Origin of the sequence: Egicoccus sp. AB-alg6-2, from assembly GCF_041821025.1 — a bacterium.
Classification (GTDB): Bacteria; Actinomycetota; Nitriliruptoria; order Nitriliruptorales; family Nitriliruptoraceae; genus Egicoccus.
In genome coordinates this window covers 78,057-95,226 of the sequence record NZ_JBGUAY010000009.1, presented here as the reverse complement: position 1 = coordinate 95,226, position 17,170 = coordinate 78,057, and the positions used below count along the sequence as shown (strand labels likewise).

15 protein-coding genes are annotated in these 17,170 nt (G+C 72.2%); 10 read left to right on the top strand and 5 right to left on the bottom strand.

Annotated elements, in window-relative coordinates:
- Window positions 1-180: 180 nt before the first annotated feature.
- The 7 genes from ACERMF_RS16085 (at window position 181) to ACERMF_RS16055 (ending at window position 9,660) form a co-directional block, all read left to right on the top strand.
- Complete coding sequence (locus ACERMF_RS16085) at window positions 181-1,923, top strand: ATP-binding protein (protein WP_373670160.1); 1,743 nt, start codon at window positions 181-183, stop codon at window positions 1,921-1,923.
- Between the two features lie 107 nt (window positions 1,924-2,030).
- Entirely contained in the window at window positions 2,031-2,699 is a 669-nt protein-coding gene (locus ACERMF_RS16080; protein WP_373670159.1) for a GNAT family N-acetyltransferase, read from the top strand.
- Window positions 2,669-4,615 carry a hypothetical protein gene (locus ACERMF_RS16075; RefSeq protein ID WP_373670158.1) on the top strand — a complete coding sequence of 649 codons (1,947 nt, stop codon included), beginning with the start codon at window positions 2,669-2,671 and terminating at the stop codon, window positions 4,613-4,615. Before ACERMF_RS16080 ends, ACERMF_RS16075 begins: the two co-directional genes overlap by 31 nt.
- A gap of 88 nt (window positions 4,616-4,703) precedes the next feature.
- Window positions 4,704-5,921, top strand: coding sequence for an exonuclease SbcCD subunit D (locus tag ACERMF_RS16070; protein WP_373670157.1), 1,218 nt, complete (start codon window positions 4,704-4,706; stop codon window positions 5,919-5,921).
- Window positions 5,918-8,380 (top strand): AAA family ATPase, encoded by a 2,463-nt coding sequence (locus ACERMF_RS16065; RefSeq protein ID WP_373670156.1) that lies wholly within the window; start codon window positions 5,918-5,920, stop codon window positions 8,378-8,380. Before ACERMF_RS16070 ends, ACERMF_RS16065 begins: the two co-directional genes overlap by 4 nt.
- Window positions 8,377-9,330 carry a hypothetical protein gene (locus ACERMF_RS16060; RefSeq protein ID WP_373670155.1) on the top strand — a complete coding sequence of 318 codons (954 nt, stop codon included), beginning with the start codon at window positions 8,377-8,379 and terminating at the stop codon, window positions 9,328-9,330. The genes ACERMF_RS16065 and ACERMF_RS16060 overlap by 4 nt, the downstream gene beginning before the upstream one ends.
- Before the next feature lie 126 nt (window positions 9,331-9,456).
- Window positions 9,457-9,660 (top strand): cold-shock protein, encoded by a 204-nt coding sequence (locus tag ACERMF_RS16055; RefSeq protein ID WP_325232542.1) that lies wholly within the window; start codon window positions 9,457-9,459, stop codon window positions 9,658-9,660.
- Window positions 9,661-9,775: 115 nt separating this feature from the next.
- Here the strand turns inward: ACERMF_RS16055 and ACERMF_RS16050 are convergent, their stop codons facing one another.
- Window positions 9,776-10,276, bottom strand: a complete 501-nt coding sequence (locus tag ACERMF_RS16050; protein WP_373670154.1) for a flavodoxin domain-containing protein — start codon at window positions 10,274-10,276, stop codon at window positions 9,776-9,778.
- Window positions 10,277-10,481: 205 nt separating this feature from the next.
- Between ACERMF_RS16050 and ACERMF_RS16045 the strand changes: the two genes are divergently transcribed.
- From ACERMF_RS16045 to ACERMF_RS16035, 3 genes are all read left to right on the top strand, one after another.
- Window positions 10,482-11,615 carry an ATP-binding protein gene (locus ACERMF_RS16045; RefSeq protein WP_373670153.1) on the top strand — a complete coding sequence of 378 codons (1,134 nt, stop codon included), beginning with the start codon at window positions 10,482-10,484 and terminating at the stop codon, window positions 11,613-11,615.
- Between the two features lie 106 nt (window positions 11,616-11,721).
- Window positions 11,722-12,837 (top strand): WD40/YVTN/BNR-like repeat-containing protein, encoded by a 1,116-nt coding sequence (locus ACERMF_RS16040; RefSeq protein WP_373670152.1) that lies wholly within the window; start codon window positions 11,722-11,724, stop codon window positions 12,835-12,837.
- Window positions 12,834-13,130 carry a MoaD/ThiS family protein gene (locus ACERMF_RS16035; RefSeq protein ID WP_373670151.1) on the top strand — a complete coding sequence of 99 codons (297 nt, stop codon included), beginning with the start codon at window positions 12,834-12,836 and terminating at the stop codon, window positions 13,128-13,130. The genes ACERMF_RS16040 and ACERMF_RS16035 overlap by 4 nt, the downstream gene beginning before the upstream one ends.
- 102 nt (window positions 13,131-13,232) lie before the next feature.
- Here the strand turns inward: ACERMF_RS16035 and ACERMF_RS16030 are convergent, their stop codons facing one another.
- From ACERMF_RS16030 to ACERMF_RS16015, 4 genes are all read right to left on the bottom strand, one after another.
- Complete coding sequence (locus ACERMF_RS16030; RefSeq protein ID WP_373670210.1) at window positions 13,233-13,949, bottom strand: spermidine synthase; 717 nt, start codon at window positions 13,947-13,949, stop codon at window positions 13,233-13,235.
- A complete protein-coding gene (locus ACERMF_RS16025) occupies window positions 13,949-14,284 on the bottom strand; it encodes a metallopeptidase family protein (RefSeq protein ID WP_373670209.1) in 336 nt (111 codons plus the stop codon). Before ACERMF_RS16025 ends, ACERMF_RS16030 begins: the two co-directional genes overlap by 1 nt.
- Window positions 14,285-14,296: 12 nt before the next feature.
- A complete protein-coding gene (fbaA, locus tag ACERMF_RS16020; RefSeq protein WP_373670150.1) occupies window positions 14,297-15,319 on the bottom strand; it encodes a class II fructose-bisphosphate aldolase in 1,023 nt (340 codons plus the stop codon).
- Window positions 15,320-15,419: 100 nt separating this feature from the next.
- Window positions 15,420-17,153 carry a phospho-sugar mutase gene (locus tag ACERMF_RS16015; protein WP_373670149.1) on the bottom strand — a complete coding sequence of 578 codons (1,734 nt, stop codon included), beginning with the start codon at window positions 17,151-17,153 and terminating at the stop codon, window positions 15,420-15,422.
- Window positions 17,154-17,170: the final 17 nt, after the last annotated feature.

The following is a 17,170-nucleotide window of genomic DNA, read 5'->3' as shown; positions in this document are numbered from 1 at the left end:
AGCTGCACCTGCCGCCCCTCCCCCCCGTGACGGACCCGATGGTGGCAGACGTCGGCCGGAGGGACGGCGACCACAGTGGACGCGATCGGTGGGCGCACCCGCCACGAGGTGCCGGGTGGGTCGCAGGGCCCCCGTAGGCTGCGCGAGAACGACCTGCCCACCGCCGGAGGAGCCCGCGACGTGTCCGAGCCGACCGCGCCCGAGGACCGGCCCGACTTCGTCGGCCGCGTGATCGGGACCGAGGACGCGACGCCCCTGGAATTCTGGGTCGGCGTCGCCCCGGAGCGCTTCCTCCAGCTCGACGACGTCGTGGCGCTGCAGCGGACCCCGCCCGGCCGGGACCCGGTCATGATCTACGGCATCGTCAGCCAGGTCCGCGCGCGCCACGAGGGTGCCCGCTTCGACTCCGACGTGTTCCTGATCGAGGACGGCGTGCTTCCCGCCGAGGTCGCCGAGGCGGCCAAGGTGCTCAGCACCCGGTTCGAACCCGAGGTGTTCGTCCCGCCGCTGCCCGGCCAGGCGGTGCTGAAGGCGGAGGGCGACGACCGTGACCAGGCGCTGTTCTTCGACCGCATGGCCTCGCGGTTGCCGGCCGGTCTGTCGCGGGACGGGCAGCCGGTGTTCGTCGACCTCGAGTTCCTCGACGGTACGCGCGGCGCCCACGTCAACATCTCGGGCGTGTCGGGGGTCGCGACGAAGACGACCTACGCCACCTTCCTGCTGCACAGCCTGTTCACCTCGGGCGTGGTGCCGGCGGCGCACAACGCGAAGGCGCTGATCTTCAACGTCAAGGGCGAGGACCTGCTGTTCCTCGACCACGCCAACCGCAAGCTCGACGACACCCAACGCGACCGATACGCCGCGCTCGGGCTGCCTGCGAGCGCCTTCAGGTCCGTCGACTTCTGGGCACCGCCGCGCCGCGGGGCGAGCAGTGCCGCACCCGACACCGGCGCCCGCAGCGAGGGCATCACCTCGTTCGCCTGGTCGCTCGAGGAGTTCTGCCGCGACGGACTGCTGCCGTTTTTGTTCGCCGACGCGGGCGACGACCGCCAGCAGTACACGATGGTGGTGCACAACGTCACCGCCCAGCTGCAGCGCGAGGCGGTCGCGATCGGGGACGGGGCGGTTTCCATCGACGGTGAGTCGGCGCGCACCTTCCGCCAGCTGATCGACCTGATCGCCGCCCGGGTCCAGGACGAACTGACGGCGCCCGAGTGGGCCGGCCGGGCGGTCGGGATCGGCACCGTCAACGCGTTCGTGCGACGCCTGTACGGCGCGCAACGCCATCTCGAACACCTCGTCCGGGGCGACCTGGCCGACCCGCGGAAGCACACGATCTCGCACGACGCCCAGGTCACGGTGGTCGACATCCACAACCTCAACGACCGCGCGAAGCGGTTCGTGGTCGGCGTCGTGCTGCAGCGGGCGTTCGAGGCCAAGGAACGCGCCGGCAGCCCGGACCCGTTGACCTTCATCGTGCTCGACGAGCTCAACAAGTACGCCCCACGCGAGGGCACCTCCCCCATCAAGGAGATCCTGCTGGACGTCGCCGAGCGCGGACGCTCGCTCGGCATGATCCTCATCGGGGCCCAGCAGACCGCGTCCGAGGTCGAGCGGCGGGTGGTCGCCAACTCCGCGATCCGCGTCGTCGGCCGCCTCGACGCCGCCGAGGCCGCCCGCGAGGAGTACGGGTTCCTGCCAACGGTGCACCGGCAGCGGGCCACGATCGTCAAGCCGGGCACGATGATCGTGAGCCAGCCGCAGTTGCCGGTCCCGCTCGTCGTGGAGTTCCCCTTCCCGGCGTGGGCGACCCGCCCGTCCGAGGCCGGCGAGGGTCCGCCACGCGAGGAAGGCGCGCTCGTGACCCAGCCCGACGACCCCTTCGCCGACCTCGACAGCGAAGGCTCCGGACTGCCGTTCTGAGCGATCCCGCCCGATCCGTGCATCGAGACGCGCAATTCCCCGCCTTCGGATGCACACTTCCGCGGGGGCGGGCGATCGGTGGCGGTCGCGCGACGCGGGACGAGGCGATGAGCGAAGAGGCGACGGCCGGGCGGCTGCACGTGCCCGACGTACTCGAGGGGCCGACGGTGCGGCTGCGGCGCTTCCGGCCAGACGACGCGGACGCGCTTGCGGCCTACCGCTCTGACCCGGACACGGCCCGTTTCCAGGGCTGGTCGACGCCCTTCCCGCTGGCCAGGGCGCGCGAGCTGGTGGACGAGTTCGCGGCCGGCGAGCCCGGCCGCCCGGGCACCACGTTCCAGTACGCGGTCGAGCGCGTCGAGGCCGCGGGGCTGATCGGTGACGTGATGCTGTCGACGGGCGACGACCTCCGCCTGGTCGAGATCGGGTTCACCCTCGCGCCGGAACACCGCGGTGCCGGCCACGCGACCGCCGCGATCCGGCTGCTGCTCGACCACCTCTTCGCCGCCGGCAGCCCGGTCCACCGGGTCGAGGCCCGCCTGGACCCGCGCAACGCGCGGTCGGCGGCACTGCTCGATCGCCTCGGGTTCACGTGCGAGGGCGTGCTGCGCGAGTCCTACTGGGACGACGGCGGGTGGACCGACGACGCGGTCTACGGCCTGCTCGGCCGGGAGTACACGGCGCGTACGACGAGCGTGGAGCCCCGCGGGCTAGCGTCACCGCCCTCCGGGAGGTCTGATCCGACGTGTCACGCTTCGCATGGGCCAACCGCCTGATCGGCGTGACGGCGGCCGTGGCACTGGCCCTGGCGGCCTGTACCAGCGACGAGCCGTCCGCGTCCCCCGAGGGTGACGACGTCGCCGACGCCGAAACGGACGCCGACACTGAGCCGACCGAGCCGGGCGCCACCGCCGCCGAGGACGAAGGCGGACCCGAACCACGGAACTGTGCCGGCGAGGGTCCCGCAGAGGCGATCAGCGACCTCACCGGTGACGACCCGGTCGCCGTCGCGACCGCCGTGGCCGCCGTCACCCACCGCTGCGCCGACACGGTCGTGGTCGCCGACCCCGATCATGCCTGGGCCGCGACGCTCGCCGCGCCCGTCGCTGCGGCTGCGGGCGCGCCACTGCTGTTGGCGTCGGTCGGCGGACTCGACGCGTTGGGCGAGACCATCACGGCCCTCGAGCCCCCGGCGGTCGTGACGCTCGGACTTCGCGAGGACGTCTCCGGACTCGTGGGCAGCGACGTCGAGGTGACCGCCCTCGGCGCCGACGACGCGACCGACACCGACACCGAGGACACGACCGAGGACGCCACCGACGACGACACGGCCGCCGACGACGCGCCCGAGACCGGCGGCGACGACGCGGCGCCCGATCCAGCGCTCACCTCAGCCGTGATCGACCACCTGGGCGAGGAGCGTGCACTGGGCTTCGCCGCCGGCGACGCGGGCTCGCGGGCGGCCGCGCTCTCACGTGCCGGTGAGGGCCTTCCACTGCTGCCGTTGCCCGAAGACGCGGCCGAGCTGGAGGCCACCGTCACGCAGCTGCCGCCGTCGCTGCGGGTCGAGACCATCGCGCGCGACGGCGAGGCGGCCCAGGCGCTGGCGGACCGCCTCGTCGACCTCGGCGTCGACGCCGAGCCCAGCGCCAGCCCGCGCTTCGCCACCGACCCCTCCGAGGTCGCTTGGCTGGCCGACCCGGTCGACCGGGCGTCCTACGCCGTCGCTGCGGCGTCGGCCGGTGCACGCGACGAGGTGCTGCTGCCCGTCCACGGCGACGCTCCCTGGCGGGAGGCTGGCCGGACCGAACGTGTGCGCGAGGTCGGGCCGGAGCGGGTCGCGCTGGTCGGCGACGCCGACGCCGCTGCCGCCGACTGGCAGCTGCGGACCGTCCTCTCGAACGAACCGCTGCCGTCGGGCGGCTACACCCTCTTCGACACCGAGCGCATGGTCGCGCTGTACGGCACGCCCGGCTCCCGTGCCCTGGGCGCCCTGGGCGAGCAGGACCTCGACGCCACCATCGCCCGTCTGCGCGAGGTCGCCGAGCCCTACGGCGCCGACGGCCGGACGGTGCTGCCCGCGTTCGAGATCATCACGACCGTGGCCTCCGCCGAGGCCGGCGATCGCGGCGACTACAGCCGCCGGTTGGACCCTGAGGGTCTGCAGCCCTGGATCGACCGCGCCGCCGAGGAGGGCATCTACGTCATCCTCGACCTGCAGCCGGGTCGCACCGACTTCCTCGACCAGGCCCAGGAGTACCGCGACCTGCTCGCGCAGCCCCACGTCGGTCTGGCGCTGGACCCCGAGTGGCGGCTCGAGGACGACGAGGTCCACCTGCGCCAGATCGGCTCGGTCGCGGCCGAGGAGGTCCAACGCGTTGCCGACTGGCTCGCCGAGGTGGTGCGCGAGGAGCAGTTGCCGCAGAAGCTGCTGATCCTGCACCAGTTCCGCCACGACATGCTGCCCGACCGCGACACCGTCGAGGTCGGACCCGAACTGGCCGCGGTCGTGCACATGGACGGGCAGGGGCCGATCGGGACCAAGTACGACACCTACGCCGCCATCACCGCCGGCGCGGAGGACCGCTGGTGGTGGGGCTGGAAGAACTTCTACGACGAGGACAGCCCGACGCCCACGCCGGAGCAGGTGCTGGCCCTCGATCCGCTGCCGGTGTTCGTGTCCTACCAGTGACCCCGAGCCCGCCGCGTCACGAGCGCGACGAGCGGCCGGGAGGGGCAGCCGCCGGGGGAATGTCACGGCGGCTCCGTAGAGTGCGACCATGCGCATCCTCCACACCAGCGACTGGCACGTCGGCCGGACCGTCCGTGGCCGGAGCCGGGCCGACGAGCACCGCGCGGTGCTCGCCGAGATCGCCGGCATCGCGCACGAACGGCAGGTCGACCTGATCCTGGTCGCCGGCGACCAGTTCGACACGGGCGCGCCGTCGGCAGAGTCCGAGTCGATCGTCTACCGGGCGTTGCTCGACCTCGCCGCGACCGGCGCCCACGTCGTCGTGCTTGCCGGCAACCACGACAACCCGCGACGCTGGGCCGCCGTCCGCCCGCTGCTCGAGCTCGGCAACGTCCACCTCGCCGACCGCGTCATGCGCCCCGACCACGGCGGCGTCCTCGATCTGCCGACCCCGTCCGGCGAGGTCGCCCGCGTCGCGCTGGTGCCGTTCCTCTCGCAGCGCTCGATCGTCACCGGCGACCAGCTGATGGCCAACGACGCCTCGCAGCAGTCCAGCACCTACGCGGACCGGGCCAGGCGCATCATCGCGGCGCTGACGGCGGACTTCGGCTCCGGCGAGACCGTGGACGTCGTCGTCGGCCACCTCACCGTCGCGTCGGGCGAACCGGTGCTCGGCGGCGGGGAACGCCAGGCCCACACCATCTTCGACTACGTCGTCCCGCCCCAGGCCTTCCCTGCCACGGCGCACTACGTGGCGCTCGGCCACCTGCACCTGCCGCACCGCATCCCCGGGCCGGCGCCGACCTGGTACTGCGGCTCGCCGCTACACCTCGACTTCGGCGAGGCCGACCGGGGCGCGAAGCAGGTCCTGCTCGTCGAGGCGCACCCCGACACGCCTGCGAAGGTCGAGGGCATCGACCTGCGCGCCGGTCGCCGCATGCGCACGCTGCGGGGCAGCGTCGACCAGGTGCTCGCCCGCGGCGCGGAGCTGGCGGACGACTACGTCCGCGTCCTGCTCGAGGAGTCGCCCCGACCCGGCTTGGCCGACCAGGTCCGCGAGGCGCTGCCCCAGGCGGTGGACGTCAGTGTGGTGCGGCCGCAGGACGAGGACGGGCCCACCTCGCACGACGTTAACTTCGACGCCCAGGACCTGCGCCAGTCACCGCTGGCGCTGTTCGGCGAGTACCTCGACGAGCAGGGCATCGAGGACCCGCGGCTCGACAAGCTGTTCGCCGAGCTCCTCGAGGAGGCGACCCTCGCCGAGGACGACCCGGGCGGCGCCGCCGGCGGGAGGGTGGCGCCATGAGACCGCTGCGACTCGAGATGGAGGGGTTCAGCAGCTTCCGGGACGCGACGTCGGTCGAACTGGCCGACGCGGACCTGTTCGTGCTGTCGGGCCCGACCGGCGCCGGCAAGAGCTCGATCATCGACGCGATCGTCTTCGCGCTCTACGGCAGCGTGCCGCGCTACGACGACCGCCGCCTGGTGGCCCCGATCGTCAACCAGGGGCGCAACGAGGCCAGGGTCCGGCTCACGTTCGCCGTCGCCGAACGCACCTACCAGGCGACCCGCGTGGTGCGCCGGACCGCGACGGGCGCCACCACCAAGGAGGCGCGGCTCGAGGACGTCACCGACGGCGGCATCGCCACCGTGGCCGGAACCGCCGACGAGCTCTCGACGGCCATCGGCCGTCTCCTCGGGCTCACCTTCGAGCAGTTCACGCGTTCGGTCGTGCTCCCCCAGGGTGACTTCGACCGGTTCCTGTTCGCCAAGCCGCGCGAGCGCAACGACCTGCTGGTGCAGCTGCTCGACCTCGGTGTGTACGAGGAGATCGGCAAGCGCGCCCGGCTGCGCGCGACCCAGGCCGAAGCGCGCATCACCGAACTGCGGCGACGGCTCGATGGCGAGCTCGCCGAGGCGACCCCCGAGGCGCGGGACGAGGCCGCGGCACGGCTGCAGCACCTGCGGGAACTGACGAGTCGCTGTGAAGAACTGCAGCCCGAGCTCGAGCGCATCGTCGAAGAAGGTCGGCGCCGCCGGCAGGAGGCGGACGACGCCCGTCAGGCAGCCGAAGCGCTGTCGCAGCTGGCCATGCCCGACGGAGCCGCGGAGCTCGGGGACCGGCTCCGACAGGCGGCCGAACTCGGCACGACGGCCGAGCGGGCGCTGGCGGACGCCATCACGGCCGTCGAGGCGGCCGAACACGCGCTCGAGAACGTCCCGCCGCTGGAGGTCGCGACCGAGCTGTCCCGGGTGCTGGAGGAACTGACCGCCGCGGCCGACCGCGCTCGCGCCTTGCACGCGACCGCCGAGGCCGCCGCCACCACCGCCGGGGAAGCCGCAGCCGCCGAGGAAGCCGCCGTCGCGGCGGTGTCCGATGCCCGCGCCGCCGTCGAGGACGCGACCCGGGGCGAGTTGGCGCTCACGCTGGCCGCGCACCTGCAGGTCGGCTCGCCGTGCCCGGTATGCCTGGCCGAGGTCGCCGACCTGCCGCAGCATCCTCCAGCCGAACGGACCGAGGCCGCCCGAGCCGCGCTGACGGCCGCCGAGCAGGTCGCGGCGCAGGCCGGCCGCACGCGGTCACAGGCCGACCGTGAGCGTGCGGTCGCCGAGCAGGCGGTGCGCGCCCACGACGAACGCACCGGTCAGCTCACCGACCGCCGCGACGCGTTGGCCTCGCAGCTGCAGGTCGCACCCGATCCCGACGAGGTCGCCGCACTGCTCGGACGCATCCGGGCCGGCCAGCAGGCGCTGACCGACGCACGCGCCCACGAACGGCGCGCCCGTCACGACGTCCAGCAGGCGACCAGGGCCGCCGACGAGCTGCGCGACCGCGAGCGCGAGGCATGGGCCGCCTTCGACCGGGCCCGCGACGCCGTCGCCGCCCTGCGCCCGCCCGCCGCCGACCGCGACGACCTCACCCGTGCCTGGCGCGAACTGCTCACCTGGGCGCGCGACCAGGTTCCGCGGGCGCAGGAACGCGCGGAGCTGGCGCTGGCCGAGGTCGACCGCGCCAAGCAGCGGTGGCGCGAGGTGGACGGGCGCCTGCGGGAGGAGTGCGCCGGTGCCGGCGTCGAGGTGCCCGCGGGCTCGACCCCGGCGCTCGCCGTCTCCGGTGCGTCGGCGCGCGCCGAGGAACGCCTGAAGACGCTGGAGGATCGACTGGCGCGGGCCGGCCAGGCACGCCTCGACCTGGCGGCGGCGCGCGACGAGCAGGCGGTTGCGAAGGCGCTGGGTGACCATCTGCGTGCCAACGGCTTCGAACGGTGGCTGCTCAACCGGGCACTCACGCTGCTGGTCGTCGGGGCGTCGCACCTCATGCGCGACCTGTCCTCCGGGGGGTACTCGCTGGCGCTCGACGACGCCAACCAGTTCCTCGTGCTCGACCACCGCAACGCCGACGAACCGCGCACGGTCCGCAGCCTGTCCGGTGGCGAGCGGTTCCTCGCCTCGCTCGCCCTGGCTTTGGCGCTCGCCGAGCACGTCGCCGACCTCGCCGCCGAGGGCGCCGCCCGCCTCGAGTCGCTGTTCCTCGACGAGGGGTTCGGCACCCTCGACGCCGACACCCTCGACGTGGTCGCGGCCGCCATCGAGGAACTCGGATCGCGCGGTCGCATGGTCGGCATCGTCACCCACGTGGCCGACCTCGCCGAACGCCTGCCGGTGCGCTTCGAGGTGCGGCGGGGGCCGTCGGGGTCGGTCGTCACCCGCCACGACGGCGGCGCGACCGCCGGGGCCGAGTCCGACGCGGAGGATGCGGCGTGAAGCTGGCGGTCGAGAGTTGGGCACCCGAGATGGGCGGCCCCGGCGGAGGCGACGACCTGCCGGCGGGTCCGGGCGAGGTCGATCCCGACGTCGAGGTGGCAGCAGCCCGGTGGGCACCGCGCCGACCTCCGGAGGGCGACGCCGCACCGGTCGCCTTCGTCGACGGGGTGCGTCGGGTCGAGGGCCTCGTCTGGGGCGCCGACGACGCGCCGGCCGGCGTCGTTCGGCAGGCCGCGGCCGTGTCCATCGCCGCGGGTGCGGTGTGTTGCGCCGGGGACAAGGCGACCATCACCACCACCGAGGTGCAGCGGTTGCTCATCGGGCCGGCGGGGTTCGCCCCACTGCAGACGCGGGCCGGACGCTTCGAGCCCCGGGCGGTCGCCGACGACGACCCGGCCGCGCTGCAGCGCGGGATGCAGGAGCGCCTGCGGCGCCTGGAGCGCCGCCTGCTCGATCGCCTCGCCTGGCCCGACGGCGTGGGCGAGGTCGGCCTGCTCGTCCTCGACGGCCCGCTGGACGGCTCGGTGGAGGTCCCCCACGCCATCGGCTACGTCAAGACCCACCACGTCGCCTACCTGCCCGAGGAGGTCCGGCACGTCGTCGGTGCGCTGGCCCCGGGTGAGCGCACCCCGCTGTTCCTGGCCCAGTCGTCGTGGACGCGCTTCTCCTGGTATCAGCGGTTGCCGTACGGCGGCGACCATCCCTGGGCGGGGATCGTGCGCTGTGAGGCATCGGCCGACGTGGGCGTCGCCGAGGCGGCGCGGCTGGCCGACCTCGCCGCCGGCCGACTCCCCCGGTTCGCCTCGCGTCCCCACAAGGACCGTCGCGCGCCGCAGAACCTGTACCCCATCGCCGGGCTCGAGCGGCATCTCAAGCGGCTCCTCGGCGACGGCAACCACGTGCTTCGTGCCCTGCGCGAGGCCGCCGGTCGACCGCCGGCGACGGCCTGACCTCGCGCCCCTGTGCAGCGAGGCGAGCGAACGGCTATGCTTCGTGCATCGCGTGGTCAGGACCCCAAGTTCCTCGCTTTCGTCGGGAACATCCTGGACCGCGCGTTTTTCGATAGGAAACGAAACATGCCAGAGGGCACCGTCAAGTGGTTCAACGCTGACAAGGGCTTCGGGTTCATCACCCCGGCCGAGGGCGGCGATGACCTGTTCGTCCACTTCTCCGCGATCCAGTCCCAGGGCTACAAGTCCCTGGACGAAGGTCAGCGCGTCGAGTTCAACGTCGGTCAGGGTCAGAAGGGCCCGCAGGCGACCGAGGTCACGCCCCTCTGAGGGGATTGACGCACGGACGATCTTGAGGTTCGCGTAAGGCGTTGTAGCCCGACGGACACCACGATCGAGACGAGCCCCGCTTCGGCGGGGCTCGTGCTGTTGTCGATGGTCGAGGTCAGACCGCCGGCGCGGCCACCAGGGCGGCATGGATCTCGTCGGCCCACGACGCCACGTCGGCCCAGTTCCGGAAGTCACCGACGGGTGCCCGCAGCGCCCGCACCAACGCCCGCTCCCCGAAGGTGAGCCGGTCGCGGTCGATCCGGCCCGCGAAGACCCGGTGGGCACGGGCGCCGAGTTCACGCGCGAGCCGTTGCGGCTCGAGCGCCTCCTCGACCGGCTTCGGTGGCGTACCGACCGGCCCGGACGAGAACAGCCACAGCGGCCGCTGCATCAGCGGGTCGCGCAACCGCTCGACCAGGTCGCGGGCCGACTCGAGCCAGTGCCCGGCGTACACGGCGCTCCCGAGCACGACGGCGTCGTAGCGTTCGAGGTCGTCGACGACCTCGGCATCTGCCACCACCACGCGCAGGCCATGTCCCGCAAGGCGCTCACCGAGTGCGGCCGCGATCTCGTGGGTGGCACCGTGCCGCGACGCCACCGCCACCAGTACCCGCATCCTCGTGTCCCCTCGTGTCGAACCGGTGCCCCCAGGTTGCGCCGATCTCCGGTGGTGGCACAGGGCCTTCGGGCCCCACTTCACCGGGCCGCGTGCCGCGCCCGCGATGGTGACCTGGCGGGGTGGCCGCGGCCAGGTTCGCGGGCGGCGGACGGTGGCTACCTTGCATCCTTTGCGCCAGAAACGTTCAGACAAGGAGCGTTGCGTGCCCGACCCATCCCTCGACGACGCCGAGGCGTTCGCTGCGCTCCGACGCAGCGAGGAACGCTTCCAGCTGTTCGTCGAGTCGGTCACCGACCACGCGATCTACCTGCTGGGGCCGACCGGCCTGGTCGAGAGCTGGAACGTCGGCGCCCAACGCCTGCACGGCCACCTGCCCGACGACGTCCTCGGGTCCCACGACGCCGTCTTCCACGCCGGCGATCAGCTCGACGCTGACCTGCCCGCTCATCTGCTGAAGACGGCGCTGGCCGAAGGACGGGCCGAGCACAGCGGCTGGCGGGTCCGCAAGGACGGGTCGACGTTCTGGGCCGACGTCGTGACCACCCCCCTCTTCGACGACGCCGGCGAGCACAGCGGGTTCGCGCAGGTCGTCCGCGACGTGACCCAGGGCCACCAGTCCGCGGCGTCACGCGAACGGCTGCTCGAGGAACGCGGCCAGGCGTTGACCCGGCTCGAGGAACTCGACCGGTGGCGGCGCGACTTCATCAACACCGTCGTCCACGATCTGCAGACCCCCATCATCGGCATCAGCGGTTTCCTCGACCTGCTTGCGGCCGGCGACCTCCCCGACGACATGAAGGACGACATCCATCAACGTCTGCGGTCCAACGCCCGCACGCTGCAGGAACTGATCTCGAACCTGAGTTCCTACACCCGTCTCAGCGAGGGCTGCGTCGTGCTGCGACCCGCCCGGGTCCCGTTGGCGACCTTCGTCGGGCGCCTGCTGTCGGACATGACACCGGTGTTCGGCAACCGGAACGTGACCTGCAAGGTCGACGACCTCGTCGTCGAGGCCGATCCCCACGGCCTCGAACGGATCCTTCGCAACCTGCTCGGCAACGCGGCGCGCCACACCCCGGAGGGCACGGCGATCGCCGTGTGCGCCGAGGTCGACGGCGACCACGTCGTCGTCGAGGTCAACGACGACGGGCCCGGCATCCCGGCCGAACTCCTGGCGCGGGTCTTCGACCGGTTCGAGCGCGGCGACCGGGGCGGAACGGGGCTCGGCCTGTCCATCGCCAGACAGTTCGTCGAGATGCACGGCGGCAGGCTCACCGCCGACAGCCCACGAGGTGCCGGCGCCACCTTCCGGTTCACGCTCCCCAGGGCCGCCTGAGCCGGGTCGTTCTGCCAGAATCGCGGTCAACGAGGACCGATGAGTTCGGTCCCCCGCCGTCGTCTGCCCAACGGACGACCACAGCGACGACGAAGGAGAGCGACCGATGGCTGGCGTGCGGGTCCTGGTGGGCACGGCGAAGGGCGCGTTCGTGCTCGCGTCGGACGAGCGACGCAGGGACTGGGACGTCCAGGGGCCGTTGTTCGGCGGGTGGGAGGTCTTCCACGTCCAGGGCTCGCCACTCGACCCCGACCGCATCTACGCCTCCCAGTGCGGCGGCTGGTTCGGGCAGGTGATCCAGCGCTCGGACGACGGTGGACGCTCGTGGAACCCGGTCGGCAACGAGTTCAGCTATGCCAGCGTGCCCGGCACCCACCAGTGGTACGACGGCACGCCGCACCCGTGGGAGTTCGCCAAGGTGTGGCACCTCGAGCCGTCGCTGACCGAACCCGACGTCGTCTACGCCGGCATCGAGGACGCGGGGTTGTTCCGCTCGGACGACGCCGGCGGGACGTGGCAGGAGCTGCGCGGCCTGCGCGAGCACGGCACCGGCTCGTCGTGGCAGCCCGGGGCCGGAGGCCTGTGCCTGCACACCATCGTCCAGGATCCGACGGACCCGCAACGGCTGCTGGTGGCGATCTCGGCCGCGGGCACCTTCCGCACCGACGACGGCGGGGCGACCTGGAAGGCGACCAACAAGGGGCTGCGATCCGGGGAGATCCCCGATCAGGACGCCGAGGTCGGCCACTGCGTGCACAAGATCGCGCGGCATCCGTCGACACCACAGACGCTGTTCATGCAGAAGCACTGGGACGTGATGCGCAGCGATGACGGCGGTGACTCCTGGCGTGAGGTCAGCGGCGACCTTCCCACCGACTTCGGCTTCGTCATCGACGTGCATGCCCACGAACCCGAGACGGTCTACGTCGTACCGATCAAGTCCGACGCGGAGCACTACCCCATCGACGGCGCGCTGAAGGTCTATCGCAGCCGGACCGGCGGCGGCGAGTGGGAGCCGCTCACCAAGGGGCTGCCGCAGCAGAACTGCTACGTCAACGTCCTGCGCGACGCGATGGCGGTCGACCACCTCGACGACTGCGGCGTGTACGTCGGCACCACCAGCGGGCAGTTGTTCGGTTCGGCCGACGCGGGCGACTCCTGGGCGCCGATCGTCGAGGGGTTGCCGCGCATCCTCTCGGTCGAGGTGCAGACGCTGTCATGATCCGCGTCCTGCTCCCCACCCACCTGCGAACGCTGGCGAAGGTGGGTCACGAGGTCCGACTGGAGGTCGACGGCCCGGTCACCCAGCGTGCGGTGCTCGACGCCCTCGAGGCGAGCTACCCGGTCCTGCGCGGCACGATCCGCGACCACGGCACCCACCAGCGGCGGGCGTTCGTGCGCTTCTTCGCCTGCGGCCGCGACCTCTCGCACGACTCCCCCGACGATCCGCTGCCCGAGGCGATCGCGCGCGGCGAGGAACCGTTCGCCGTCATCGGCGCCATGGCCGGCGGCTGACATCGGCGCGGCGGACAACCATGTCGCGACTCCTCATCCATGTCGCGGCAGCTACGCACCGGTGCGGGTCTGGCGCGACACCGACGCGCTGCCGCGACATGGTCAGCGGCGGGCGACGTAGACGGTGTTCGTCGACTCGCCGCCGGTGTAGAAGTTGTCGAAGGCCACGACCTCGGCACGGGCGTGGCTGAACAGCTCGTGCAGCACGTCGAGGAAGCCGTCGTCGGGCGGATCGTCGGACCACAGGGCGAACACGCCGTCCGGACCGAGGAAGCGGGACATCGCGCGCAACCCGTCCGGGGTGTAGAAGCCGGCATGGCTGCGATGCAGGACGTGGCGGGGCGAGTGGTCGACGTCCAACAGGATCGCGTCGAACCTCCGCCCGGGCGCGTGCGGATCGAAGCCCTCGTCCCCGGCCGCCAGCGCGAAGAAGTCGCCGCGAACCAGCCGCGTGCGGCCGTCGTCGACCAACCGGGACGCTTCGGGCAGCAGGCGACGTTCGTGCCAGCCGATGACCTCCGGCAGTGCCTCGACGACGGTCAACGACCGGACCCGTTCGTCCTCGAGCGCGGCGACGGCCGTGTAGCCGAGCCCCAGCCCCCCGACCACCACGTCGAGGTCGTCGCCGTCGACCGCGGCGAGTCCGAGACGTGCGAGTTCGATCTCGGCGACCGTGAACAGGCTCGACATCAGGAACTCGTCACCGAGCTTGACCTCGTAGACGTCGACCTGCCGCGACGGCTCGATCCGCCGCCGCAGATTGATCTCGCCCATCGGCGTCGACTGCGAATCCAGTTCCTCGAACGGCAGCCGCACCATCACGCCCAGCCGAGTTCGTGCAACCGGTCGTCGTCGATGCCGAGGTGATGGGCGAACTCGTGCACGACCGTGACATAGACCTCGTCGACGAGGTGCTGCTCGTCCTCGCAGAAGTCGCACAGCGCGAGCCGGAAGACCCGGATGACGTCGGGCATCGCGCCCGCGTACTCCTCGCGTTCGGTCAGCGGGATGCCCTCATAGATCCCGAGCAGGTCCGGTTCGTCCTCGTGACGGTCCTCGATGAGGACCACGACGTTGTCGAACTGCTCCCACAGTTCGTCGGGCACCTCGTCGAGGGCCTCACCGACCAGTTGTTCGAAGCGCTCCTCGGAGATCGGGTCCACGCGTCAGCGGATCCGGGTGCCGGCCGAGCGCAGCATCTGGCACGCCTCGACGACGCGCTTCGCCATGCCGGCCTCCGCCGACGCGCCCCAGCTGCGCGGGTCGTAGACCTTCTTGTTGCCGACCTCGCCGTCGACCTTCAGCACGCCGTCGTAGTTGCGCAGCATGTGGTCGGCGACGGGACGCGTGAACGCGTACTGCGTGTCTGTGTCGATGTTCATCTTCACGACGCCGTGGTCGAGCGCCTCGTGGATCTCCTCGAGCGTGGAGCCCGAACCGCCGTGGAAGACGAGGTCGAACGGCTGCTTGGTGCCCGTCGAGCCGGCGACGGCGTCCTGGAGGTCCTTGAGGATCGAGGGCCGCAGCTGCACGTGCCCCGGCTTGTAGACCCCGTGGACGTTGCCGAAGGTGGCGGCGAGCAGGTAGCGGCCGTTCTCACCGGTGCCCAGCGTCTCGGCCACCCGCATGGCGTCGCCCGGCGTGGAGTACAGCTTCTCGTTCATCTCGCCGACGATGCCGTCCTCCTCGCCACCGACGACGCCGATCTCCATCTCCATGATGGTCCTGCCGGCCGTGCAGGTCGCGAGCAGTTCGCGGGCGATCGAGAGGTTCTCCTCGAGTTCGACCGCCGAGCCGTCCCACATGTGCGAGTTGAACAGTGGCTGTTCGCCGCGAGCCACGCGCTGCTTGGAGATCTCGGCCAGCGGCCGCATGAAGTCGTCGAGCTTGTCCTTGGGGCAGTGATCGGTGTGCAGCGCCACGTTGACCGGGTACTGCTCGGCGACGACCCGTGCGTACTCGGCGAACGCGACCGCGCCGGTGACCATGTTCTTCTGCGTCGAGCCCGACCAGTAGGCCGCACCACCGGTCGAGACCTGCACGATCCCGTCGCTCTCGGCCTCGGCGAGACCGGCCAGGGCGGCGTTGAGGGTCTGCGACGAGGTGACGTTGATCGCGGGGAAGGCGAAGGCGCCACGCTTGGCGCTGTCGAGCATCTGCTCGTAGACCTCGGGCGTTGCGATCGGCATGGGTGCGACTCCTGCTGGTGCGGGGATCGAAGGGGAACGAGCGTAGGCGGGGCGACGAGGACGTGGAGCGAACCGGACGAGCGCGCCCGGGGCGGAGGGCTCAGAGCCCGACGAAGGCGGCGAGCTCCTCGGCGACCGTCGTGGCGCGGGCGAGCAACTCTTCACTGCGCGCGTCGAGATCGTCCTCGGGGCGCACCTCGCCGCGCAGGTCGACGTAGATCTTGAGCTTGGGTTCGGTGCCCGAGGGACGGATCAGGGCCCGCCCGTCGGTCAGCTCGAACGCCACCATGTCGTGCGCCTCCAGCCAGGGCGGACGTTCCTCGGCGCCGGTGCGGTAGTCGACGCTGGACAGGACCTGCTGGCCGGCGAGCGCCTCGGGGACCTGGGTCTCGAGCTTGGCCATCGCGGTCGCGATCTCGGCCAGGCCGGCACTGCCGGGGCGGGTGATGGAGTGCTGGTGGCTCACCCACAGCCCGTGGCGCCGGTACAGCTCGTCGAGACGGTCGCTGACGGTGCGGCCCTCGGCGGCCAGGGACCGGGCGAGCCCGGCGAACGCCACCGCGGCACCGATCCCGTCCTTGTCGCGGACGACGGTGCCGACCGAGGATCCCAACGCCTCCTCGAAGCCGTAGACGAAGGAGCGTCCATCGGCACGTTCGAGGTCACGTGCCGCGGCGCAGATCCACTTGAAGCCGGTGAGCGTGAACTCGGCGTGGGCGCCGTAGTGGGCCGCGACGTCGCGAAACATCGGTGTCGACACGATCGAGGCCACCACCAGGGGGCGGTCCGCGTCGCTGCCGGCGAGCAGGTGGTCGGTGAGCAGGACACCGATCTGGTTGCCGGTGAGCAACCGGTAGCCGCCAGCGCCGTCGGGGACGGCGGCAGCCAGCCGATCCGCGTCGGGGTCGTTGGCGATCACCAAATCGGCGTCGACCTCGCGGGCCAGTTCGACCGCGGCGTCCATGGCGCCCGGTTCCTCGGGGTTGGGGAACCGCACGGTCGGGAACCGCCCGTCCGGCTCCGCCTGCGATGGAACGACGTGGAAGTCGGCGAACCCCGCTTCGGCCATGGCGCGTTGGACGAGTTCGCCGCCGACGCCGTGCAGTGGGGTGTAGACCAGGGTCAGGTCCGGTCCCGGCGTGTCGGGCCGCGCCGCCGCGAGCTCGTCGAGGTAGCGGTCGACGACCGAGGCGGGGACGGGCGCGACGAGGTCGCTCGTGAGCGGGTCGACCAACGGGATGTCGACGGACGGACCGGTCGCCTCGATGGCGGCGGCGATCGCCGCGTCGGCCGGCGGGACGATCTGCGCGGCCCCCTCGGCGTACACCTTGTAGCCGTTGTACTCCGGCGGGTTGTGGCTGGCGGTGATCACGACCGCGGCCGCGGCATCCAGCACCTTCTGCGCGTAGGCGACCAGTGGCGTCGGCCGCGGCGAGGGGAACCACTGCACCTTCAGTCCCGCGCCGGCGAACACCGCCACCGCCTCACGGGCGAAGGCCTCGGAGTCGATGCGGGCGTCGAAGCCCACCACCACCCCGCGGTCGGCGGCGTCGGGGACGGTCGCGAGCAGATGATCGGCCAGACCGCGGCTGGTGCGGCGGATGACGGCGAGGTTCATCCGGTTGGTGCCGGCACCGACGATGCCGCGCAGGCCGGCGGTGCCGAACTCGAGCCCGACGCCGACGCGTTCGCGGAGTTCGGCCTCGTCGCCCGCGTCGACCAGCGCCTGCAGTTCGCTGCGGGTGGTCTCGTCGGGGTCGCCCGCGATCCAGGCGCGCGCACGCGCCTGGAGGTCGTCGAGCTGCGGCTGGGGGGCGGGTTCGTGGTCGCTCATGGCGGCCACTCTAGAGC